Raw genomic sequence first — 22,583 nt, 5'->3', positions numbered from 1 at the left:
TTTTGAATTTTGACTTTTGAATTTTTAGCGAGACTAGAACCGTGCAAAATAGCCACGCAGGCGGCTCGACAGGTCCAGCTGGATCTGCCGGTACAGTTCATTCATGATTTCTTCTTCCCGTGGCGGGTTGTTATTGGTGTTGCGGTTCAATTGCGAACGGTCATTGTCGCTCAGTGCTCTTTCGTCGCCTGTATACGTGGCAAACTCAGTTTGCCAGCGGTGCTGGCCGGTAAACCGGTCGTTCCACAAAATTCGTCCACGTGTGTCCCGGATGGTCAGATAGAGTTCACCTTCCGAAACCAGTGTGCGGCGGGTGTTGGTGATCCGGGCACGAACGGTTGCATATTCTTTCACGACCGAATCGGCTTTGTATACCGTTTCCTTTGCCACCACCTGCTTGCTCACTTCGCGGGAGCTTTGTTCGTCGTACGGCTGTCCAATGCGAATGCGCCCCAGGTTCATTTCCAGGACCTGGTCGGGTTCGAAATTTTTGCCATGCATGTCCCACTCGGAATAAAAGCGCACAAAATTATCATTGATGTTGTAGGCAAGCGTCCGCATCACCTCGTTCTGGAACTGTTGCAACTGGTAGTTGGTGTGATAACTGTAGCCGCCATAATTCTGGATGGGCACCACCAGGATCTTTGTCACCGCGAGGTCGTAAGCCTGGTCGCGTTTTTGTTTGACGTCGGTTGTGTTGCGATAGCGGTAGGCACGGTTGTATTCGTTGTAGGCTTCCCGGTACGCCTGCTTGGTCCGTTGTTCCATCCATTTGTCGGCATTGGCCAGGTGAACATCGGCCGCCTTGCCCCGGTACGTTTGTACATAATCGCCATAGTTGGTCGGGCGGATAAAGCCCGCAGCAGCAGGTGACTGTTGAATGGTTTCATAAAGATCCTGCAGGCGGTCGTATTCGCGAAGAATGGCTTCGTAGCGACTTTCTTCGTTGCCGGCAGACAGGTTTCGGATGCTTGCTTCCGATTGATTGACGGCGTAGGAATAGGCACTTTTCACAAGCTCCCGTGTGTCTGCATCGGAAGGGTCTTTCTGCAGCTTTTTGATGCCCAGTTCAATGGCGTCGGCATAGTCGCCTTTGTTATAGGCCTTGCTGGCGGTTTTACACCCGATAAAAAAAAGGGAAGCAGAAAGAAGAAGAGGGTAGAATTTAGTCATGGTCTAGGTTTTTCTTATTAAAAGCAAAAGAATGCCCAAAGGTTACAACGAAAATGTTATTTCAGAGTCCGTTAACAGCCTCTTTTCACCGCCTTCGCGGCTGGGAAAAATGAATCGGTTGTACGTGCTGAAAACGAACGGTGCGAAATGTACGGCTAATTACTTTCTTTTCATACAGCAACCGGTAAAGATGTTTCGCAACAGCCTTTAAAGAAAAATTGCATGAATTGAACAGGCAGGATTTTCAAAGATTAAAAATGAAACGGTGCTGAATAGAATTCCCGGATGTACACGAGTGCGACGCAACGGAAGCCACGCCGGAGCGGTGCAGCCGGGTACATTAAAAACATAAAGCCCACTCGGTTCGAATGGGCTTTATCCTGTTCGGTTCACCGGTTATTTCCCGGGCTTAACCTGGAGAAGTTCGACTTCAAAAACCAGTGTGGCACCACCTGGAATGGGACCATTTCCATTCAGTCCATAACCCAGTTCGTAAGGAATGTAAAATTTGTATTTGGAACCAACCGGCATCAGTTGCAAACCTTCGGTCCAGCCGCGGATCACGCCATTCAGTGCAAACTCAATCGGCTTTCCTCTTTTGTACGAGTTGTCGAATTCTGTTCCGTTGAGTAAAGTACCGGCATAATTCACTTCCACCGTATCGGTTGCCTTTGGCCTGACGCCACTTCCTGCTTTCAACACTTCGTATTGAAGACCCGACGCGGTGGTTTTCACACCAGCCTTGTTTTTGTTGCCGGCCAAAAACCGTTTGCCTTCCTCAATTGTTGTGCGCAGCAACGGGTTGGCAAAATACATGATGCATTCGTTGGCTTGCTGTTCGCTAAAAAGGGGTGTGCGGTTGGCCTGCACATCATTGATGGCTTTGGCGATGAGCGACGAGTTGAGGTTTTTAAAGCCTTGCTGTTTGTAAAAATTGGCCACACTAAGACCAAGAGCATACGAAGCCGAATCGGTGAGATTCTTCAATGGCCGGGCAGCAGTGGTGCCGGTGCTTTTACGGGCTACAGGCTTGCGTTTCTGTGCCTGTGCCGATACCGCGAAAAGAACCAGGGCGGCAACAACGAGTTTTTTCATGCGTTTCTGATTAAGGCAGCAAAAATAGGCGGTTCGGTTGTAAAGCATCCTTTAATTTCGGCCATGCTTCAGGCCCCGGTACAACTTTACAAAAACGCTTACACAGGCATCCCGCGGCCGGCGTGGTGGCTGGCGCTGGTGATGTTTGTCAACCGTAGCGGCACCATGGTCATCCCCTTTCTCACCGTTTACCTCACCCACGAAGGTTACTCGCTGCGGGAGGCCGGCTACGTGATGGGTGCTTTTGGCCTCGGATCGATTGTGGGCGGCTACCTAGGCGGCCGTTTAACAGACCGTTTCGGTTCGTTTTACATCCAGTTCTTCAGCCTTTTTATCAACGGCATTTTCTTTATCGTGCTGGGGCAAATGCATTCGCTGTGGCAATATGCGCTTTGCATTTTTCTGCTAAGCTCCCTGGGCGAAGCGTTTCGTCCGGCCAACGCGGCGGCGATTGCCGCTTACAGCAACGACAGCAACCGCATTCGCTGCTACTCCCTGAACCGGCTGGCGATTAATCTTGGCTGGTCGATCGGTCCTGCCGTAGGCGGCGTGCTGGCCAGCATCAGTTACAGCTACCTTTTCTGGGCCGACGGATTAACCTGCATGGCGGCTTCCTTCCTGTTGTTTGCAGGCCTCTCCCCTTCCAAACAACCGAAACCGGAAAAAGCAAAGTCCCGGAAGAACGAGTCGACGACAACAGCCTACAAAGACAAACCGTTTTTACAGGGCATGTTTTACCTGTTTTTAGTGGGTCTTGTTTTTTTCCAGTTATTCAGCGTATTGCCGGCCTACTACAAAACGGAATTAAACCTGAACGAAGCCACGATCGGGTGGATTTTAGCGATGAATGGTCTGCTGATTGCAGCAATCGAAATGGTGCTGGTGTACAAGCTGGAAAACCGCCGCTCTTCGCTGTTGTACATTATGACCGGTTCGCTGTTGATGGGGGCCGCCTTCCTGGCCCTGGGTGCGGGAAAAACGACAACGATTGCCGTGGCCAGCATGATCATCGTCACCTTTGGTGAAATGTTTCTTTTTCCCTTCCTGAACAATTTTTGGGTCAAGCGCAGCACCGAAAGCAACCGCGGGCAGTATGCGGCACTCTACACCATGTCGTTTGCAGCGGCCACCGTGCTGGCGCCAACGCTGGCAACACAACTGGCGGCCTGGCTTGGCTTTTCCATCCTGTGGGTGGTTGATTTTTTTCTCTGCACATTTGCAGCCGTTGGTTTTTATTTTTTGAAAAGAAGTTTGGCATGAAAGAGTTCAGCAGAATTATCCAGATCCGTTGGTCGGACTTAGATCCGAATTTTCATTTGCGTCATTCGGTTTATTACGATTGGGGTGCTTATTGTCGCGTGGAATTTTTAAATGAACATGGCCTGACGGCCGACGTGATGATGCAGTTGAAATTCGGCCCGATCCTCTTCCGGGAAGAATGCATTTTCCGAAGAGAGATCAAGAGCGGCGATGAAGTAACGATCAACCTGCAGGTGACGAAAGCACGGAAGGACTTTTCCCGCTGGAGCATCCGCCACCAGATCCTGAAAAACGACAACGTGCTTTGCGCCGAGCTGACTGTCGACGGAGCCTGGATGAATTTGGTGCAGCGCAAGCTGATGTCGCCGCCGGAGAAAGTACACGAGGTGTTTGAAGAAATGCCGAAGGCGGAGGGATTTGAATGGCAGTAGGCAGGATAGCGAGCAGGGAGAAGTGAGTAGCAAGTAGCCGCTTTGTGCGAGTTGTTTTTGGAGTTATAAACCTCCTGAATGTGCAGGAAGTTTTTGTTGGACGTGATTTGTGCACGGCAGCCACCGTTGCACGAATACCATTTTACAGGCCGTTTTTCGTCAACCCAAGTTGCTTACGCATGTCAAGCGTAAAGCTAAACTGCTCTTCCACTGGAATGGGTTTTCTGGAAACCTTGTTGATGTCTTTCCCTTCTTTTGTCCATAAGAACGGAAAGAAGTTATAAACCATGTTGCCGTTCAGATTTGCCACTTCCGTTTTCCAGTCGTTCCACCGAAGCTCCTTGTAAAAGTCGGCTAGGTCTCCATTAAAACAGAAGTTCAGGAACGCCGAATAGGTCAAATCAAGCGGCTCCCACTCAATGGTGTCTGGTGACAAATAATAAACCTTGCCGGCATCACTTCCAAAGGCGCCGCCATTAATGGCAAAGAAACCGCCGGCAGCATCGTCCGCTACTAAAAGAAATGATGGTTGCTTGCCAAATTCTTTGAAAGATTTGCCTTTGTTCCATTCGGGGAGTGTCCGATTGAGTTTTCGGCTTCCCGAACCCAAAACGCGAATCCAGCCACCGTCAATAAGCAAGCCGCCGGTAGAATAGATGATGGCCCCCATAGGTGACCGTGTGGTCACTTGCGTTTTATACAAGGCATCTTTTGCTTTTGCCGTGTCGCAGGGAAGCACTTCCACGTTATTCTTTGCATTGCGAATCCACTCCTGAACCAGTGTCCAACCAGGATCTGTTTTATTAATTAACTGGTCAAGCGGTCGCATTTTATTTTGAGAAAACGTTGCCAATGTAAAAAAGGAAAAGGCAAAAGCAGTTAGAACTTTTCGCATAAAGGTCTAAGATAGTTTGTAACAGTTAACAACTTTGTGAAGGTAGGGAATCAATATTGCCTTGCTTCACTCTCCTGTTGTTGCAGTTCATTAAGATATGTTGTTGAAGTCATAGTCGTCAACCTGGGTTTCCAAGCGGATGTTGCAGGCAAATTGTCCGTTATTTTCAACCAGAGCCTCCAACTTAAAGAAAGTGGATAACGTGACGTGGAAATTTGATTTGATCATTGGACAGGATACTCCTTTTGCAGTTCTTCCATAAGCTCTCTTTGTGGTTTTTCTACCATCTGTGGCAGTAAAAGCTTCACCATACCATCATTGCCGCGTTTTTGCTTGCCTACATACAGCCTGTATTCATTCAGTGTTTCTTTGTACGAAGGAAGCAGTTTGAATTGCAAGGTTGAGTCGGGTCGCTGGATCACTTTTTTTAAATCAGCCGGTGCCGCTTTGCTAAACAGTGATGCAAGCATATCTGCATCAAATATTTTTGCGGACAAAGAATATGGAGGGGACAGTTGCCGGAATTCGTTTTCAATCTCTGCATACGCATTACAATTATTGTAATACTGTGTAATACGATTGATCAACGGCAGACTGAAATACCGCAGGCTTCCTGAATTGCGAAGTTGTTGAACAGTGATGTCTGAAGGCCTGAATGCACGATCTGGGATCACTAAAACACAGCTTAAATAATAAGCTTCCGGCACGTGTGTTTCAATTTCGGAGGCGCTTGTTACCGTCATTAAGCTATCAAGTTTTTTGCTTCGCCAGTTTTTAAGATCAAGCAGTTCCTTTACTGCTTCTACATCCTTCTTTAAATCATTATAAAGTGACTGCGCATATTCTTTTGCTCTTCGCTGTTCAACGGAATGCTCCCGAAGATTTTCAAATAGAAACCCCAGGATCACGGCAAGAAAAACCATCAGAAATTCAAAAAAATAATCCATCCATCTCTTTTCGTGATGCACGTGTATCGGCTGATGAACTTCCGAAACTTTAGGGGCGTTTGCGTTTGACGCAAATACAGGTGCCGACTTTTGGAGTTTGGCCTCAGCCACCCGAGGAACAAAAGGGGAAGGGGCAGATGTTTTTTTATATTCCCTACCGGCAGAAGATGTGCGTGGTTTATTTTGCTCCTTAGACATGTGTTAAAGAACAAAGCTTTGTCACTGAAAATTACCAAATATTTCGATGTGAATTGAACCACCTGCATCAGTTGCAATACAATAACCTCTTCTTCCAGGCATCGTTAAAAACCGACGGTAAACAGTGTAGGAAACCCTCTGAATCAAGCCGCTTCGAAACCTCACAGCATTTTCACTCGTTCCGGGTTGGTGTTGACAAAGGTGCTTAGCAGCATGCGGATGGTGCTGTTGTCTTTATACGGCGTGATGTATTCTTCAATCGCTTTTTGCGTGATGGTCTCAAAGTTTTTTGGCAGGTAGCCCATCCCAAAAAAATTGCCCTGCACCACCATGATGCAGGAAACCTCGTCATCCGTCAGGCCTTTGTCCAGCACCACGTACGAAGGTCGCATGGTCAGCGACGCAATGGCCTGAAGCACCCGTTCGTTGTAGGCGGCCGGCGCTTCTTTTTTTTCGCAGGCACCATGGCAGTACTCTTCAGCAATGCCCACACACTGGTCGGTACTGGTTTGCAAAAAACAAAGCTTGGGACAAAGCGAAAACTCCTTTAGCAGTTTGCGCATCACGCCATGGCCGTCCACCTTGTAATGAAAGGTGTAAATGGGTGCAGAATTCTTCCGCTTCTTTTCGATCGCCAGCCGCATGTACCCGTTCTGGTCTTCGTACACAAAAATGCCGAAGACCTCCTCGGGTTTTTTCTGCGACACATTGAATTCGGGCCACAGGCGCTTGATCTCCGTGCTTTCCAGGATGGCGGCCATCAGTTCCGTTGCCGTTTGCTGAAACGAAATGCCGTGCATATTGCGCACAAAATTCTGCTTTTGCCGGCCATCGGAATTATTGCAGAAATGCGAGTTCACCCGCTGGCGAATGTTCTTGGCCTTGCCCACGTAAATCACCTTTCCTTTCTGGTCGTGGAAATAGTAAATGCCAGGAGTGGTAGGAAGGGCCTCGAAATGTGCTTTGGGCACATTCGGCGGAAGGATCGCTTCTTTCGAGTTGCGGTTGAGGCTTGTTTCAATGGCGCCTTTTGCATCGTTCTCGAGCAGCATTTTGAACAGTACGACCGTGGCTTCGGCGTCGCCGCCGGCCCGGTGCCGGTTCTCGATCCGGATGTCCAATGACTGGCAAAGATTGCCTAAGCTGTAAGAAGGAAAGCCCGGAAAGATCTGCCGCGAGAGCCGGACCGTGCAAAGCTTTTTGGCGGTGAAGGTATAGCCGTAATAATCCAGGTTGCTTTTGACAAACGAGTAATCGAAGTTGACATTGTGGGCAACAAAAATGTTCCCCTGCAGGATCGTAAACACCTTCTCCGCGATTTCCTCAAAGGCAGGAGCATCCACCACCATTTCGTTGGTAATGCCGGTAAAGGCCTGGATATAGCGGGGAATGGTCTGGCCGGGGTTGACAAGACTTTCAAACGTTTCAATCACCTTCTCGCCATCAAATACCTGGATGGAGATTTCAATGATCCCGTTGGCCGAGGCATAGCCACCCGTTGTTTCAATGTCTACGATCGCGTACATCCGGAAAAGTTCACAAGTTTACAGGTTCACAAGTTCACGAGTTGAGTGTTCCCATCAGCTTGCATTAACTTGCGAACTCCTGAACACGCGAACTTGTGAACTCCCGTTTGGGGTTGTCGAAGTTCTAATAAATTTAGCAATGCAGCAATCCTTTGACAAATATTTAATGTTCCGTAACCGGCTGGAAAAAGTGTTCCGCCATCTCAGCAAACAGGCGAGGCGCCAAGGCATTTCCTGCTACCGCGTTTACGACCACGACCTGCCCGAATTCCCTTTCATAATTGAAAACTACGACGGGCGGCTTTATGTGTCGGAGTACCAGCGCCGGCATGGCTTTTCGGACGAAGAACACGAACGGTGGATGGACGAATGCCTGCTCGTCATGAGCAGCGTAACGGGCATTGCAAAGGATGCCATTTTTATAAAGCTCCGACAACGGAAAGATCACCGCGAAAGCCAGTACGAAAAGATTGCCGCCGAAAAAAATGAATTCGTCGTGGAAGAAGGCGGGCTGAAATTTATCGTCAACCTGAGTGACTACCTCGATACCGGGCTTTTTCTCGACCACCGCCTGACCCGGCAGATGGTGCGGGATGAAGCGAGAGACAAGCGCCTGCTCAACCTTTTTTGTTACACCGGTTCGTTCTCCGTATACGGCATGGCCGGCGGTGCTTCGGAAGTGGTGTCGGTTGACCTGTCCAAAACTTACCTTTCATGGGCCGAACGAAACATGCAACTGAATTTTCCCGGCACCGCAGCGCACCGGGTGGTGCATGCCGATGTTCTGCAGTACATAAAGGACTTACCGGCCGGCCGTTTCGACCTGATTGTCATGGACCCGCCAACCTTCAGCAACAGCAAGCGCATGGCAGGTGTACTGGATATCCAGCGTGATCATGTATCGCTCATCAACGATTGCCTGACGGCGCTGACAACCGGCGGTCAGCTTTTTTTCAGCACCAATTACACAAAGTTTCAACTGGATGAAAAGGGCATTCTGTCTTCTTCCATAAAAGACATCACCAAGGCCACCACGCCCTTCGACTTTACCGGCAAGTTGAAGCGGCAGTGCTTCCGGATTCAAAAGATCTGAATCACCGGACAAAAAGTCCGCTTGCCTGGATTGCCTTTACCCAACCTTCGGCGTTCCCTGATCGGGGCAACTTCCTGCTGCCCATCACCTTTCCTTCCCCGCTTTCGCAGCCTGGTCAGGCATTTAATGGCATCGCCTGCTGGTACTGGTTTGTAACACCTGGCCTGTAGCATAACGTATAAATATTTTTTATATTTAAAGAACCGAACCAGTATCGGTGTTTGAACCACGTCCGATTTACCCACGCCACTTTTTCAAATAAAAAAACTTACACACATGAAAAAATTAGCGACTCTCGGCGTCATCACCACCCTGTTCTTCAGCAGTTGCGTCAAGGAAATCCAAACCGCTCCGTCTTCTGCCGAGGCGGCGCCAGACCTGACCGACCAATTGACCCGGCCACAAACAGACCAGCAATATGTTCCCAATGAGTTGCTGGTGAAATTCAAATCGAGAACTTCTGTCAGCGGACGCAGTGATGCCCTGGCAAAAATCGGTGGTACTATTAAAGAAAACATTACCACGGATGCCATGAAAACGGCCGGCGATGAAGAAGGTTTTTTTGTCATCAGCACCGCGATGGACCCGAGGGACGCCGTGGCTAAAATGAAAGGCAACAAGGATGTGGTCTATGCCGAACCAAACTGGATCTACACCTTCGGCGCTACTGCCAATGACACCTATTATAGCAGCGGGCAGTTATGGGGGATGTACGGGCCCGGCACGACACCGGCCAACCAGTATGGCAGCAATGCGGCGGCCGCCTGGTCCGCCGGCTATACCGGTTCCGCTTCCGTTTATGTTGGCATCATTGACGAAGGCATCCAGTTTACCCACCCCGATCTCAGCGGCCAGGTTTGGACCAACCCCTTCGATCCGGCTGATGGCAGGGACAATGACGGCAATGGCTATGTCGATGACATTCATGGCTGGGACTTTGCCGGCAACAACAATACGATTTACGACGGCGGCACCAGCGGTAACCGTGACGACCATGGCACACACGTATCGGGCACCATTGCCGGCAAGGGCGGTAATAGCGCAGGTGTGGTCGGTGTCAACTGGAACGTAACCCTGATCTCTGCAAAATTTTTGGGTGTATTCGGTGGGACCACCTCCAATGCCGTGAAAGCTGTTGATTACCTGACCAACCTCAAAACCCGGCACGGCCTGAACATCGTGGCATCGAATAATTCCTGGGGCGGCGGCGGTTATTCGCAGGCACTCTACGATGCCATCAGCCGTGCAAATAATGCCAATATCCTGTTTGTTGCCGCCGCCGGCAATGGTGGCAGCGACGGTGTTGGCGACAACAATGATGCGGTGGCTAATTACCCCTCCAATTACAACCTGTCCAACGTGATTGCGGTTGCCGCCATCACGTCCAACGGGGCCAGGGCAAGTTTTTCCAATTATGGTGCGACGACGGTGGACCTGGGCGCACCCGGTTCGGGGATTATTTCCACCACGGCCTACAATACGTACAGCAATTACAGCGGCACTTCCATGGCCACACCGCATGTCACCGGCGCCTGTGCGTTGTACGCGTCCGCACATCCCGGCGCCAGCGCGGCAACCATCAAGAACGCGATTTTGGCCAGTGCGGTACCCACTGCTTCGCTCAGCGGCAAAACGGTCACCGGCGGCCGGCTCGACGCCTTTGGAGCTTTATCCAAATAGAGATAAACCCGGTAAAGCAAGGTTGTTCACCTTTTTCGTTTCTCTTCACGAAAAAGACCGCAGCAATTGCGGTCTTTTTTTATGGGAAGGGGAAGCCGTTTAATACATAGCGGCCAGCGCGATCTTGTCGTAATTATCAAATGGACGGTTTTGTCCCGAGCTGATACAGGCCAGCATGAACGAGTTGGGTTCGGCTGTCTTTGGTGTATTGGCAATCCATACTGCACCGACGGAAGACGTTCCTTCATTGGCGTATGCACCACCGCAGCTATAGCTCCTGTCCATGTAATCGGTATGACGGAAGCCGATACAGTGCCCGACTTCGTGGGCAAAAATGGTCGCCAGGTAATTGATGAAGGTATTGCTGCCGTTTCCGCTGCCGATGTATTGCGAGTTTACTTTGACCTGGCTATACGGGTCGCCGCCTGACGTGGGAAAGCCGGAGGAAGCCAGGTAGCTGCCATGCCCTTGCACAAACGTGATATTGGCACTGCCCGAAACGCGTTGAAAGCTAATGGTCAGTTTTTCGGCATTGTACCGCCTCACCATTTCATCCAGCGCAGCGCCATACGAAGATGGGAGTTTGCTCGACAGGGCAACCGTAATCACTCGTCCGCCACCGGCGTTTACGAGGTTATTGGTCCGGTACTGCTCCGTGGTTCCAACCCGCATGCCATAGACCACAGGAGTGGAATTTAAATCGCTTGCCGTCAAAACAATGTCGCCTTCAACGAGGTAACCTTCTTCTACTTTCTGAACGTTCTTGTTGTAGAAGCCCATACTACCGATCTTACTCAAAGTTTCCTGTGTAACCTCATCCTGCACAATGTCTTTTGTATCTTTCTTACAGGAACTAAAACCAAGGACCGCGATACCTGCAATCATCAGCGGGGATAGAATGTGTTTCATGAGCGTGTTAATTGTTTAATCAAAAAGGGTTGACAATCCAATTTACAAATCATTAACAAATTCTATCACGCTGACAGGAAATATTATTCCCTGTCAATGCACGCCCTGATTGGCCGCCCTTTGAAGGGTAGATGTATTTGAAATCCAAAGCCGGCAATGCACTTCCAGCCCGCTTTCATAAAACAAACTATCCCGCTTTTTAGCGGGATAGTTTGTCTGAAACGTTGATGAAAGTTCAATAAAGATAGTTCAGGGCAGTTCTGTCTGCACTGGTAAACGGCCTGTTTTGATTGCTGCCCACGCAGGCCAGCATCCAGGAGTTGGCACTCGGGCCGGAAGGTGTGCCAGGAATGTACACGGCGCCTACACCGGCCGAGCCTTCGTTCACAGCCGAACCGCCGCAGCTATATGCACGGTTCATGTAGTCGGTATGACGGAAGCCAATGCAATGGCCGAGTTCATGCGCCATGATGGTCGCAATATAATTGACATTGGTACTGCTGGTACTGGTGCTGTACCAATAGGTGTTCATCTTCACCTGGCTATACGGTGCACCTGAACTGGTTGGAAAACCGGAAGAACCAAGGGTATTGCTCACCTCGTAAAACGCCACCACCGTGGTGTTTGCACTACTTGATACCCGTTGAAACTTAATGGTCAGGCTTTCGGCATTGTAACGGCGAATGGCTTCGTCCAGTGCTGCGGAAAACACGGCCTGGTGCTGCGATGAACTATTGTTCAGGGCAACTTTGATCGTCGGATATGAGCTAACCTTTACAAGATTGTTGGTACGGTAATGCTCTTCGTTGGCATAGACAATTTCGGGAGAACTGGAGGCATAGGCAAGATCATTTTGCGTTAAAACGATATCGCCTTCCACCAGGTAACCGTCATCGACTTTCCTGACATCATTGGTGCTGAAGCCAAGACTTTGAATTTGTGAACGAACTGCCGGCGATATGTCGTCGACCTTCATGTCTTTTGCATCTTTTTTACAGGCTGTAAACAGCAGTGCAAGGCTTGATGCGAGCAGAACGGGCTTTAAAACTTTCTTCATGTATTTATGGTTTTGGGTGAAACCGGAATAAGAGGATTCGGGGAAAAGAAAAAGCCGCCTTTTGAGGCGGCTTTAAAAATTAATAGACGTAAGAGAGTGCTATTTTATCGTTGGCATTGAAAGGCCGGTTCACGTTGCTACCCACGCAGGCAAGCATCCATGAATTCGGATCGCCACCGGTAGGTGTACCAGGAATATACACAGCGCCTACACCGGTGTTGGATTGTCCTTCGTTTTGTTTTCTGCCACCGCAGCTATACGCACGGTTCATGTAATCGGTGTGACGGAAGCCGATGCAATGGCCCACTTCGTGCGCCATAATGGTACCAATGTAGTTGACGTTGGTAGCGTCGGTTCCGGTGCTGTACCAGTAGGTATTCATTTTTACCTGGTTGTAAGGATCGCCGGCACTGTTGGGGAAACCGGAAGACCCAAGTGTGTTGCTCACCTCGTAAAACGCCACCACCGTAATGTCGGCGCCGGTCGTAACACGCTGAAATTTGACCGTCAGGTTTTCATTGTTGTAGCGACTGATGGCTTCGTCCAATGCAGCCGAAAATGCTGCATCGTGCTGAGCAGAACTGTTGTTCAGGGCGATTTTGATCGTGGGGTGGTTGGAGACATTCACCATGTTGAACGTGTGGTAATGCTCCTCGTTTGCAATCACCATGTTGGGTGAAGTGGGAGACGTGCTGAGTTGAGCATCGCTCAGAAAGATGTCACCTTCCACCAGGTAGCCGCCACTGGCCTTTTGTACGCCATCTGTACTAAAACCAAGATGCTGGATCTGCGAAAGTGCCTCGACGGAAACCGTGTCTTTTACGACATCTTTTGCATCTTTTTTACAGGAAGCCAGGAGAATTACCGCAGCGCAAACGGCCGCAAAGGGTCTGATCAGTTTTTTCATTCAATGTGTTTTTTTTGGTTAGTGTGAAAACGTTTCAGGTTGTCAATTTAAAAGAAAATTTGAATAAGTTAAATAAATATTAAAAAATAGGGGTTAATCCTTACAAGTGGGTACAACAGCTTTTCCCTAATTTGCCCTATGATGAAAAACCTGCTTCCGGCGCTGCTTTCAGCGGTTGTGCTCCCTGCTTTTGGACAGGTTCGCGAACCGGCCCTTACCAAACTTTCGCCGGGCCTGCAGCAACTGGCCGCAGCCCGTTCCCGCACCGACAGTATTGATGTTTCGGTTTCGGTAAAAAAGCCGCTTCCGAGTGGCCCGTTCCGTATCCTGGCCACTCCTTCCCACTCCTTCCTGTTGATGCGGCTGCCCGTACGATCTCTTGATAGCCTGGCACGAAACGAGCAAGTGCTCTTTATCAACCGCACCCATCCGCCAAAGGAAGAAGTGAATACCGGTACATCCGATCCCACCCTCAACCAGATTACGTATGCACAAGCCCGTTTTCCGATCATTCGTGGCGATTCAATTCATGTTTCGGTGAAAGAACGGCTTTTCGACACAACCGACATCGACCTGAAAGGCCGCGTATTTCGAACAGGCCTGGAAAACGCCAATCCCACTACGCATGCCAGTTTAATGGCTACCATCATTGCCGGTGCCGCCAATACCTCTCCCTATGCCATTGGTGCTGCACCGGCGGCTTTGGTCACATCGGCAGACTTCGCCAACCTGTTTCCCGACCCTGATTCTTTAGTTCGCCGCTACAACATCAGTGTGCAGAACCATTCGTATGGCACGGCCGTTGAAAATTTTTATGGCAACGAAGCTGTGGCCTACGACAAAACCGTCGCGGACAACCCGACGCTGCTGCATGTCTTTTCGGCCGGCAATTCGGGTAATGTTACCAATGCATCGGGTCCTTATGCAGGCATTGCCAATACGGCCAACCTTACCGGCGACTTCAAGCAGGCGAAAAACATCATTACCGTCAGCGGTGTTGACTCCGCCAACCAGCTTTTGCTTCTTTCCTCCAAGGGACCGGCTTACGACGGACGGGTTAAGCCGGAGTTGGTGGCGTACGGTGAAGACGGCAGCTCGGGGGCAGCAGCCCTCACCTCGGGTGCAGCCGTCCTGGTGCAGGACATGTACAAGCGATTGCATGCCGGAAAGCTACCGGCAGCGGCTACCACCAAAGCCTTGCTGCTGAACGGTGCCGATGATGTTGGACCGGCAGGGATTGATTATGCCTCCGGCTATGGAAGTTTAAACGCATTCAAAGCCTTGCAGGATTGCCAGGCCGGCAGGATCTGGGAAGACAGCCTTGCACAAAATGAAATCAGATCGCTCACGGTAACCGTTCCCGCCAATGTTACCCGCCTCAAACTGACATTGGTGTGGACCGACTTACCGGCAGCACCGAATGCATCCAAAGCCCTTGTCAACGACCTCGATCTTCGCCTGCGATCAGCAAGCGGCGAAAGCTGGCTACCCTGGGTTTTGCGATCTGTAGCCAACATCGACTCATTGCAGGCACCGGCAGAACGGAAAGTGGATACACTGAACAACGTGGAGCAAATCTCGATCGATCACCCGGCACCCGGTCCATACACCATCGATGTGCAGGGCCGCCGGCTGCAGTCGGCCAGGCAGGCATTTGCCGTTGCCTACGAAATGGATACCCTGAACACGTTTTACTGGACTTTCCCCACTGCCACCGATCACCTTATGGCCGGCCGTACGCAGGTCCTTCGCTGGCAGACCAACAGCAGCGGAAGTGCCCGAGTCGACTTTGCTGCGGCCGATGGCATTTGGCGGCTGGCCGGCGAGGTGAGTGATCTCTCAAAAAAAGTGCTGAAGTGGACAGTACCCGATACCGTTACCCTTGCCCAACTGCGGTTAACCAATAGCACCGGTGTGTTTCTATCCGACACGTTTACCATCAACCCGCAGCCGCACCTGCAAACGGGTTTTACTTGTGTCGACTCATTCCTGTTATACTGGAATGCCCTCCCGGTAAAACAATACCGTTTGTACCGGCTGGGCGAAAAATACCTGGAGGCGGTTGGCCTTTTCCCGGATACAGCCGCCGTGTTACAGAAAGCGTTGCAGCCTTCCCTTTTTTACAGCGTCGCGCCGCTGATTGGCAACAGGGAAGGACTTCGCAGCAATACGCTCAACTACAATTCGCAGGGTGTTGCCTGTTATTTGCGCAGCTTTTATGTGCAAACGCAAACTCTTTCCAGCGCAACGTTTACAGCGCAACTGGGCAGCGTTTACAAAGTGGCTACTGTACTTTTGGAAAAATGGAATGGTACTGCTTTCGTCCCGCTCCAAACAATTGACCAACCTTCTCTCACGACGCTCAGTTTTTTCGACGGCAGCCTGCATGCAGGCGAGAACCGCTACCGCCTGAAAATTCAACTGGAAAACGGTGTCGCGATTTACAGCAGTATCGAAACCGTGTTTGCCGTAAGCGAGACGGTGCCGGTTGTTTTTTATCCCAACCCCGTGGCACAGGGAAGCGCCTTCAATGTCATCGTGCAGGAAGTGGGCCGCTACACGTTGTTGTTTTTTGATATCACGGGCCGGCAGGTATATCGCCAGGAACTGACCGAAACAGTCACGAATTTTTCAGCCGTGCCGTTTTCAAAGGGTTTGTATCTCATTCGGATTATCGATAAAAACGGTACCGAACGAATTCACAAGCAAATCATCTTCTAACAAAAAAGGCGAACCGGGGTTCGCCTTTTTCATTTTCAATTCGGTTCTGTTTACAAGGTTTTCAACACGTCGTTCATGTTGCGAACCGCATCGGCAGACTTGTTGAAGAGCGCCTGCTCATCGCCGTTCAATTTGTAATCGACGATCTTTTCCCAGCCGTTCTTGCCAATGACCACGGGCACGCCCAGGCAAATATCATTTTGCCCGTACTCGCCGCTCAGCGACACGCAGCAGGAGAACAATTTCTTTTCGTCACGTACAATACTTCTGACCAGCGCAGCAACGGCCGCACCCGGAGCATACCAGGCCGACGTGCCAATCAGCTTTGTCAGCGTTGCGCCACCCACCATGGTATCGGCAACAACTTTTTGCTGTTGTTCGGCACTCAGGAATTCTGTTACCGGAACACTGTTCCAGGTTGCATAGCGGATCAGCGGGATCATGGTCGTATCGCCATGACCGCCAATCACCACCGCATTCAGATCAGCCGGAGAACAGTTCAGCGCCTGGCTCAGGTAATATTTAAAACGGGAGCTGTCGAGAATACCGCCCATGCCGATGATCTTGTTTTTGGCCACGCCGCTGGTGGTCATCGTCAGGTAGGTCATGGTGTCCATCGGGTTGCTTACCACGATGATGGTGGCATTGGGAGAATGCTCCAAAATATTTTGTGTTACACCCCGAACAATGTTGGCATTGGTGCCAATCAGCTCTTCCCTGGTCATTCCCGGTTTGCGGGGCAAACCAGACGTGATGACAACCACGTCGGAACCTTTTGTTTTTGCATAGTCGTTCGTGGCGCCAACGATCTTTGTGTCAAAACCCAGCAAGGCTGCGGTTTGCATCATGTCGATGGATTTTCCTTCGGCCAGCCCTTCTTTAATATCGAGCAACACCAACTCTTCGCACAAGGCTGCACGGGCAATATTATCGGCTGTGGTTGCACCAACGGCACCAGCACCTACAACAGTAACTTTCATCTTTCGGAAATCGTTTATGGTGTAAGAAAATATTTTGCGCAGCAAATGTAGGAAAGGAAAAGTGTTCCACCTTTTCTTTCTTACCTGGAATAAAACCGGAATAAAAAAAGGCAAACCATTGAATGGTTTGCCTTTGCACAATCAGTTCTCTGCTTACCGCAGACGGCTTTCCCGTTCTACCTCGGCCTTGTTTTCTTCGTCGATGGCGCGGCCCAGTTCCTCTTCAATGGCCGTGATCCACGCAGGCAAAATATCCGGCGCAATTTTCCACACCCCCGCTTCCTGGTACATGGTGAAAAAAATGCGGTTGCCTCGCTCGTCGGGCACATTCACATTGTATTGAACATTGGCGCGGTTCGTACGATTGAAATTAAACTCACGATTCCGGTCACCGGCTTTTATAATCTTTGAAAAATGGATACTCATTGCTGGAAAATTGCGATAAAAATGAAACCTGAATTCCGGGGGCAATAATCGGCCAAAATCCGCTTTGAACAATGTTAAATCGCATTTTGTGGATAATCTTTTTACCGCAAAATCTGCACGATTTTTTGTGCAGCCTGCTTCGCACGGCGCCGTCCTGATTCAAGCGATTTCTACCGTTTTTAGCCCGTTTTTAAACGGCGTCATCTTCCAGATATTGTCCTGAAAAACGATTTCTCCGGCTGTTGATAAATTCTTCGCCGGATTTTTTGGCCTGGACACCCCCTTTTTTCGAATGAAAAAACCTGCTTTCCCCAGCAAATTTGCACAGACGGCCACCGGAAGATCTTGTGCGGCCGTCTGTGCCATATTCCCGATTCCGCAGCCGGCAGCCGCCAGAAATACTCCCTCCGCCAGGCCGGTTTGGTGTAAACTTTGTCTTTACCTTTCCGGCTCAATTCTATTCGTATGCAATTTGGAAACTGGACGATCACAGACGACACAATCGAATGGCAGGGGACTGAATTGCAGCGCTTTGTCATTCCAAAAGATACATTGACATCGTTGCGCTACGACCGCAAGGGCAGTTTTTTTTACGACTGGATCCTGCTGGCGACCGACGAAGACTGGCTGACACAGGACGACCTGTACGACCTGAATTTTGCGTTTGTTTACGCCGCTGCAAAATGGGGGCAGGAGTTTAGCTACGAAACCTTTGACGCCACACTGGAAGAACAATACGAGCAGTTCGATGAAGAAGAGGACGAGGACTGGAACTTTTGAGTGTGCAATATTGGCATATTGGATATTGGGCAGATTTCAAAGCGGCTTTTTTTGTACAGGTACAATCGTAAAGGAAGACACATAAAGTACACTCTTCTTCTAAAAGACCGCTTGCCACGTATCGAACACCAATATCCAATATCCCAATATCTAATATCTCAATATCAAACTACCCTCCTATTCATTCGCCGGCCGCGGAAACTGCAGCCAGACGTCGTCGTTGGGCCGGTCGATCGGTAATTCGCTTAACCGGTTGTAACGACGCAGGTCGATCCAGCGGTGGCCCTCGCCAAAAAGCGAATAACGGCGCTGGCGCAGGATCTCGGTAATCAGCGCATCGGTTGTTTGGGCCCCTGTGTAATCGCCGATGCCGGCCGCATTGCGGATTCGGTTAATCGCCTTCACGGCTTCACCCGGCTGGCTGGTCTGGGCCTTTACTTCCGCATACAAGAGAATCAGTTCCTCGTTGCGAATAATCGGAATGGGATCGGTGTTGGTTTTGTACAGGAAAAAGTCATAGTCGCTTCGTAAACCATCCTGCGATCCGGTAGCCGCCCGCTTTAAAACCTTTGCGCTGACCCTTTTGTCATTCGGCGAGGCCTCTGTTACAAACGCAGGCTGCGCCAGCCTGGCTTCACCGGAGGAGTTGGGTGGAAAGTACAGCGGATTCAACTCGTCGCCACCGGCTGTAGAAAACTGGTGATAAACGCCTGTATTCAGATCACCGTTCAAATTCAGAAAAGATTCCGCCAAAGCGGTGTTGGCGCCGTTCCAGTCCTGGCGGTAAACCGCCACTCTTGCCGCGAGGGCCCTGTTGAACTTAGCGAACTCTGCTGCATTGTTCGACCAAAGCGTTGTGCTGAATGGAAAGCTCACGTTGTTGCCCTTCAAATCCGTGTTGGCTTCGTTCAGCAAATTCATGATGGCGTCTATGGATTCCTGGCGGCTGAGAAAAGGCCCGGGCTTGTCCGGATCCTTGACATCCACCCGGATCCCGTTATTGTAAAGCAGGTTGTAAACCAGCAACAGTTGATAGGCCTGAACGGATTTGCCATAGGCGATACCGGCTTTTTTCTGGGCATCGGTGACTGTCGCTTTGGTGTTGCTCAATGCATCAATGAGGATATACAAATTACGAATCACACGGTACCGTGCCCCGTAAGGGTTGGTGATATAAAACGTGTTGTTGTCCAGCACCGCATTGGCCTTCCCCAAAAGATCGGAAGTAAACCGCGGATCCGAGGTCGAAAACCGGTAATATTCCCGGCCGATCACATTTACATCGTCGTAATAAAAGTTCAACGTGAGGCGCATGGCGGCTTCCGAGCCGTCCACCAGGTTCTGAATATCGCTCAAGGTGGCATTGGAAGAAACAAAGCTCACGCCGGGGTTATTGGGATCAGGAATAGGATCGACCTTGCAAGCCGAAAACAAGAGCACGACAAAGAGAACCCCAGGCGCAAACTGACCGATTCTTTTTTTCATACAATCATTTTTATGGGTTAGAAAGTAAGGTTTACGGTAAAGTGTACACTTTTAGCCGAGGGGAATGGCGTCACTTCCACATTGCTCGAAATGGCGTTGGAACCAAAATTGGACACTTCCGGATCGTAGCTGTTGTACTTGAACACATTGATCAGGTTTCGGCCGGAAACGCCAACCCTTACATCGGCCGCATTGCGGAACAGCGATTTGGGCAGCCGGTACGAAAGGCCGATCTCCCGCAGACGGAAATACGTAGCATCTTCCACCCAGGGCCTGGCCGTTGAGCCCAGTGCCGCCAGGCGGTATTCCCCGTTGGTTTTTTGCCCGCTGGGGTCCAGGCTTTTTTTGTCGTAATCGGGTGAGGTTCCAAAAATATCCGAAAGCAGGGTGGTAAGGTTGATGTTGTTCCCGCCTTTTTTCCAGTGCACCAAAAAACTCAGCTCAAAACTTTTGTAGAAAACATCGTTGTAAGAGGAGAGGTTGAAATCCGGTTCGCCATTGCCATAGACCGCCAATTTGGTTACCGGGTCAATCTTATCGTCGGCTGTGCCTATACCCACGATCTGCGTGGGGCTCTTTCCTAATTCAACCCGGTAGGTGCCAAGTGTTGCCCCAAAGGCGCCGGTGTTGAACGCCGGAACATCGAGCCGGGTCACTTTGGCGGTGTTTTTCCAGAAGTTCGCCGTAAAGTTCCAATGCAGATCTCTCGAAACCACCGGTGTGGCGTTCAGCGCTATTTCCACGCCCTTGTTTTCGATGGCCGCCACGTTGCGCCAGGCATCGGTATAGCCGGATGACAGCGGTACCACGACTTTGAGCAAAAGATCTTCCACGGTTTTGTTGTAGTAGGTGAATTCAAGACTTGCCCTGTCGTTGAAGAAACCAGCATCCAGCCCCAGCTCCCATTCTTTCTGGCGCTCCGGCTCCAACGCCGGGTTGCCCCGGGTAAGGTCTACCACCGAACCGGCGGTATTGTTAAAGATCACTGGCGGAAGCGAAAGGTAAATGGCGCCAAACGGGGCAAAGTTTCCGGACTGGCCATAGGCCGACCGCAGTTTCAACTGGCTGAAGGCCCCGGTGTTCAGGGAGAAAAAGCGATGTACATTCAGTGCAAGCGACGCTTTGGGATAGTAGTACAGTTTGTTGGCATTGCCATTTCGGGACGACTTGTCGCCACGCAAACCCAGGGTGGCAATCAGTTTGTCCTGGTAATTCACCTCTTCCTGCACAAAAAAGCCACGGTCATTTTGCTTTAAAACCGCCTGGTCGGCCTTTATGGATCCGGCCTGGTTGACATTGCTTTGCGAACCGATCATCTGTGTAGCTGTGTTTACCACATTATTCTGGTCAAGGTCTTCTGCTGTCAGGCCCACCTGCGTTCTGAAATTCAGCTTGCTGACGTCCACATTGTCCACCAAAAAGGCAGAGAGGTTTTTTCCTTTGCTGATGGTGGTGCCATTGATGGAAGCGCCGTTGGTACCGTTGCCGTTTTTCTCAAATTGCAGTTCGCGGGGGAAAAGCGCTATGGTGTTCAGCGTGTACTGATCCAATCCGCCCCTGGCGATGAACCGCAGGTTGTGCTTTGATCCGTTCAGGATGCGGACGGTGGCCGTTCCCCCCAAAAGGATACGGTCAACATTTTCGCGATTGGTCACCAGGTCTCTTGTTTGTAAAAAATTGGAAGGGGCCAACGGGTTGTCGGGATAGTTGCCGTTGGCATCGGGATAAAGATTGATGAACGACGGTGTGGAAACAAATGACACCCCAAGGGTCGTACTGGTGTTGTCGTTGTTGAAATAGCCTCTGTCGGCCCTGGAGGAAACATAATTGGCATTGAAGCTTCCGTCGATGAAACTGGTGATCTTCTGGTCAAGGTTCAGCCGGAAGGAAGATTTTCGATACCCTGTCCGTTTTACGATCCCCTCGTCGCTTTTGTAGGTAAAGCCCGTATAATACTTGGTATTTTCGTTCCCCCCGCTCACACTGATCCGCGTATTGCTCATGGTGCCTGTGTTGCCGTACAGCTCTTCTTCGTAGTTATAGACCTTTCCGTTGGCCGCCCGGAAAAGCGGCACCGCATTGGGACCGATAGAGGCATTCACCTTCTCTTCCGTCCAATCGCGTTGCCCCAGCTTTTTCAGTTGCCACTGGGCGCCGATGGACTGCGCCAGTTCAATGCGGGGTTTTCCCGTCCGGCCCCGTTTTGTGGTAATGAGGACCACGCCGGCAGCGGCCCTTGATCCGTAGATCGCCGCAGCCGAAGCCCCTTTCAGGATCTCGATGCGGTCAATGTCGTCGGGATCCAGGTCGGCAATGCGGTTTGAAGGATTGTCCTGAAAATTGGTGCTGCCCTGCCCGGCCGCTTTCGACACGGAATTCAGGCCGGCATTGATGCTGGAATTGTCATAATACACCCCGTCCACAATAAAAAGGGGTTGGGAGTTGGCCACCAGCGAGGTAATGCCCCGCAGCTTTAGGGAAATGCCACCACCCGGCGCACCCGAATTGGCCGAGATATTGGAGCCGGTGAATTTCCCGTAAAGGGCCGCATCCATGGTGGGTTGCACAGTGGTTCCGGTCAGCTCTTTGGCCGAAACCGAAGCCACGGCATTTCCCAAGTTGCTTCGCTTGACGGAACTGGCCAAACCGGTGATCACGACTTCGTTCAGGCGGCCCTCGGCTTCCTGCAGTTTGACCGTATAGGTGGTTACACCGGGACTGAGTGCAACGGTTTGCGTGGCAAAGCCCACGTAGGTAAACTCCAACGTCCCGGAGGCACTCGGAACCGAAAGGCTGAACCGTCCGGCGGCATCGGTAACGGCAGCTGCCGGCGAGTTGCGCAAGCGGACACTTACGCCGGTCAGGGGTGCATTGGCCGCATCGGTTACCGTGCCCGATACCACCACTTGTGCCATTGCGCCAAAAGGAAGCAACAGCAACAGCACCATGGCCATCAGATCAATTTTCTTTCGCATAAAGGATTGGTTTTCTTGAATGAAAATTGCTTTCCGGGCCGGGAG

At 50.7% G+C, this 22,583-nt stretch carries 18 protein-coding genes; 6 read left to right on the top strand and 12 right to left on the bottom strand.

What is annotated here, in order from left to right:
* Nucleotides 1-33: 33 nt before the first annotated feature.
* Both D6024_RS09600 and D6024_RS09590 read right to left on the bottom strand, forming a co-directional pair.
* Nucleotides 34-1,173: a hypothetical protein gene (locus D6024_RS09600; protein WP_121354391.1), complete on the bottom strand. Its 1,140-nt coding sequence runs from the start codon at nt 1,171-1,173 to the stop codon at nt 34-36.
* A 396-nt stretch (nt 1,174-1,569) separates the two neighbouring features.
* A complete protein-coding gene (locus tag D6024_RS09590; protein ID WP_121354785.1) occupies nt 1,570-2,268 on the bottom strand; it encodes an FKBP-type peptidyl-prolyl cis-trans isomerase in 699 nt (232 codons plus the stop codon).
* Nucleotides 2,269-2,331: 63 nt separating this feature from the next.
* On the opposite strand from D6024_RS09590, the gene D6024_RS09585 reads away from it, so the two are divergent.
* Both D6024_RS09585 and D6024_RS09580 read left to right on the top strand, forming a co-directional pair.
* Nucleotides 2,332-3,528 (top strand): MDR family MFS transporter, encoded by a 1,197-nt coding sequence (locus D6024_RS09585; protein WP_121354389.1) that lies wholly within the window; start codon nt 2,332-2,334, stop codon nt 3,526-3,528.
* Nucleotides 3,525-3,959, top strand: coding sequence for an acyl-CoA thioesterase (locus D6024_RS09580; RefSeq protein ID WP_121354388.1), 435 nt, complete (start codon nt 3,525-3,527; stop codon nt 3,957-3,959). The genes D6024_RS09585 and D6024_RS09580 overlap by 4 nt, the downstream gene beginning before the upstream one ends.
* 142 nt (nt 3,960-4,101) lie before the next feature.
* On the opposite strand, the gene D6024_RS09575 is transcribed toward D6024_RS09580, so the two are convergent.
* The 3 genes from D6024_RS09575 to D6024_RS09565 all read right to left on the bottom strand — a co-directional run bounded on the left by D6024_RS09575 (nt 4,102) and on the right by D6024_RS09565 (nt 7,525).
* Complete coding sequence (locus tag D6024_RS09575) at nt 4,102-4,854, bottom strand: DUF2625 domain-containing protein (RefSeq protein WP_205573257.1); 753 nt, start codon at nt 4,852-4,854, stop codon at nt 4,102-4,104.
* A gap of 224 nt (nt 4,855-5,078) precedes the next feature.
* The gene (locus D6024_RS09570; protein ID WP_162944665.1) at nt 5,079-5,999 is read right to left on the bottom strand and encodes a hypothetical protein; all 921 of its coding nucleotides are present in this window, start codon (nt 5,997-5,999) and stop codon (nt 5,079-5,081) included.
* A 161-nt stretch (nt 6,000-6,160) separates the two neighbouring features.
* Nucleotides 6,161-7,525 carry an exonuclease domain-containing protein gene (locus D6024_RS09565; protein WP_121354386.1) on the bottom strand — a complete coding sequence of 455 codons (1,365 nt, stop codon included), beginning with the start codon at nt 7,523-7,525 and terminating at the stop codon, nt 6,161-6,163.
* Between the two features lie 139 nt (nt 7,526-7,664).
* On the opposite strand from D6024_RS09565, the gene D6024_RS09560 reads away from it, so the two are divergent.
* Nucleotides 7,665-8,618 (top strand): class I SAM-dependent methyltransferase, encoded by a 954-nt coding sequence (locus D6024_RS09560; protein ID WP_240409994.1) that lies wholly within the window; start codon nt 7,665-7,667, stop codon nt 8,616-8,618.
* 276 nt (nt 8,619-8,894) lie between these two features.
* Nucleotides 8,895-10,298 carry a S8 family peptidase gene (locus D6024_RS09550; protein WP_121354384.1) on the top strand — a complete coding sequence of 468 codons (1,404 nt, stop codon included), beginning with the start codon at nt 8,895-8,897 and terminating at the stop codon, nt 10,296-10,298.
* A gap of 99 nt (nt 10,299-10,397) precedes the next feature.
* Here D6024_RS09550 and D6024_RS09545 read toward each other — a convergent pair whose 3' ends face one another.
* The 3 genes from D6024_RS09545 to D6024_RS09535 all read right to left on the bottom strand — a co-directional run bounded on the left by D6024_RS09545 (nt 10,398) and on the right by D6024_RS09535 (nt 13,171).
* Complete coding sequence (locus D6024_RS09545; protein WP_121354383.1) at nt 10,398-11,207, bottom strand: M57 family metalloprotease; 810 nt, start codon at nt 11,205-11,207, stop codon at nt 10,398-10,400.
* A gap of 235 nt (nt 11,208-11,442) precedes the next feature.
* Entirely contained in the window at nt 11,443-12,264 is an 822-nt protein-coding gene (locus tag D6024_RS09540; protein WP_121354382.1) for a M57 family metalloprotease, read from the bottom strand.
* A gap of 79 nt (nt 12,265-12,343) precedes the next feature.
* Entirely contained in the window at nt 12,344-13,171 is an 828-nt protein-coding gene (locus D6024_RS09535) for a M57 family metalloprotease (RefSeq protein ID WP_121354381.1), read from the bottom strand.
* A 141-nt stretch (nt 13,172-13,312) separates the two neighbouring features.
* On the opposite strand from D6024_RS09535, the gene D6024_RS09530 reads away from it, so the two are divergent.
* On the top strand, nt 13,313-15,892 hold the full coding sequence (locus D6024_RS09530; RefSeq protein WP_162944663.1) for a S8 family peptidase: 2,580 nt from the start codon (nt 13,313-13,315) through the stop codon (nt 15,890-15,892).
* Nucleotides 15,893-15,942: 50 nt separating this feature from the next.
* Here D6024_RS09530 and mdh read toward each other — a convergent pair whose 3' ends face one another.
* Complete coding sequence (gene mdh, locus D6024_RS09525) at nt 15,943-16,872, bottom strand: malate dehydrogenase (RefSeq protein ID WP_121354782.1); 930 nt, start codon at nt 16,870-16,872, stop codon at nt 15,943-15,945.
* A 153-nt stretch (nt 16,873-17,025) separates the two neighbouring features.
* Nucleotides 17,026-17,298: a hypothetical protein gene (locus D6024_RS09520; protein ID WP_162944661.1), complete on the bottom strand. Its 273-nt coding sequence runs from the start codon at nt 17,296-17,298 to the stop codon at nt 17,026-17,028.
* A gap of 465 nt (nt 17,299-17,763) precedes the next feature.
* Between D6024_RS09520 and D6024_RS09510 the strand changes: the two genes are divergently transcribed.
* Nucleotides 17,764-18,078 carry a hypothetical protein gene (locus tag D6024_RS09510; RefSeq protein ID WP_121354377.1) on the top strand — a complete coding sequence of 105 codons (315 nt, stop codon included), beginning with the start codon at nt 17,764-17,766 and terminating at the stop codon, nt 18,076-18,078.
* A gap of 177 nt (nt 18,079-18,255) precedes the next feature.
* On the opposite strand, the gene D6024_RS09505 is transcribed toward D6024_RS09510, so the two are convergent.
* Both D6024_RS09505 and D6024_RS09500 read right to left on the bottom strand, forming a co-directional pair.
* Nucleotides 18,256-19,563, bottom strand: coding sequence for a RagB/SusD family nutrient uptake outer membrane protein (locus D6024_RS09505; RefSeq protein WP_121354376.1), 1,308 nt, complete (start codon nt 19,561-19,563; stop codon nt 18,256-18,258).
* Nucleotides 19,564-19,580: 17 nt separating this feature from the next.
* Nucleotides 19,581-22,538, bottom strand: coding sequence for a SusC/RagA family TonB-linked outer membrane protein (locus D6024_RS09500; RefSeq protein ID WP_121354375.1), 2,958 nt, complete (start codon nt 22,536-22,538; stop codon nt 19,581-19,583).
* Nucleotides 22,539-22,583 lie beyond the last annotated feature (45 nt).

Source organism: Flavisolibacter nicotianae, from assembly GCF_003628535.1.
Classification (GTDB): Bacteria; Bacteroidota; Bacteroidia; order Chitinophagales; family Chitinophagaceae; genus Flavisolibacter; species Flavisolibacter nicotianae.
Note: the sequence above shows the minus strand (reverse complement) of the source record. Positions and strands in the feature narration are given on the sequence as shown.

Coding starts and splice junctions, on each gene's coding strand:
- D6024_RS09600 (WP_121354391.1), bottom strand. CDS start 1,173: ATGACTAAATTCTACCCTCTTCTTCTTTCTGCTTCCCTTTTTTTTATC.
- D6024_RS09590 (WP_121354785.1), bottom strand. CDS start 2,268: ATGAAAAAACTCGTTGTTGCCGCCCTGGTTCTTTTCGCGGTATCGGCA.
- D6024_RS09585 (WP_121354389.1), top strand. CDS start 2,332: ATGCTTCAGGCCCCGGTACAACTTTACAAAAACGCTTACACAGGCATC.
- D6024_RS09580 (WP_121354388.1), top strand. CDS start 3,525: ATGAAAGAGTTCAGCAGAATTATCCAGATCCGTTGGTCGGACTTAGAT.
- D6024_RS09575 (WP_205573257.1), bottom strand. CDS start 4,854: ATGCGAAAAGTTCTAACTGCTTTTGCCTTTTCCTTTTTTACATTGGCA.
- D6024_RS09570 (WP_162944665.1), bottom strand. CDS start 5,999: ATGTCTAAGGAGCAAAATAAACCACGCACATCTTCTGCCGGTAGGGAA.
- D6024_RS09565 (WP_121354386.1), bottom strand. CDS start 7,525: ATGTACGCGATCGTAGACATTGAAACAACGGGTGGCTATGCCTCGGCC.
- D6024_RS09560 (WP_240409994.1), top strand. CDS start 7,665: ATGCAGCAATCCTTTGACAAATATTTAATGTTCCGTAACCGGCTGGAA.
- D6024_RS09550 (WP_121354384.1), top strand. CDS start 8,895: ATGAAAAAATTAGCGACTCTCGGCGTCATCACCACCCTGTTCTTCAGC.
- D6024_RS09545 (WP_121354383.1), bottom strand. CDS start 11,207: ATGAAACACATTCTATCCCCGCTGATGATTGCAGGTATCGCGGTCCTT.
- D6024_RS09540 (WP_121354382.1), bottom strand. CDS start 12,264: ATGAAGAAAGTTTTAAAGCCCGTTCTGCTCGCATCAAGCCTTGCACTG.
- D6024_RS09535 (WP_121354381.1), bottom strand. CDS start 13,171: ATGAAAAAACTGATCAGACCCTTTGCGGCCGTTTGCGCTGCGGTAATT.
- D6024_RS09530 (WP_162944663.1), top strand. CDS start 13,313: ATGAAAAACCTGCTTCCGGCGCTGCTTTCAGCGGTTGTGCTCCCTGCT.
- mdh (WP_121354782.1), bottom strand. CDS start 16,872: ATGAAAGTTACTGTTGTAGGTGCTGGTGCCGTTGGTGCAACCACAGCC.
- D6024_RS09520 (WP_162944661.1), bottom strand. CDS start 17,298: ATGAGTATCCATTTTTCAAAGATTATAAAAGCCGGTGACCGGAATCGT.
- D6024_RS09510 (WP_121354377.1), top strand. CDS start 17,764: ATGCAATTTGGAAACTGGACGATCACAGACGACACAATCGAATGGCAG.
- D6024_RS09505 (WP_121354376.1), bottom strand. CDS start 19,563: ATGAAAAAAAGAATCGGTCAGTTTGCGCCTGGGGTTCTCTTTGTCGTG.
- D6024_RS09500 (WP_121354375.1), bottom strand. CDS start 22,538: ATGCGAAAGAAAATTGATCTGATGGCCATGGTGCTGTTGCTGTTGCTT.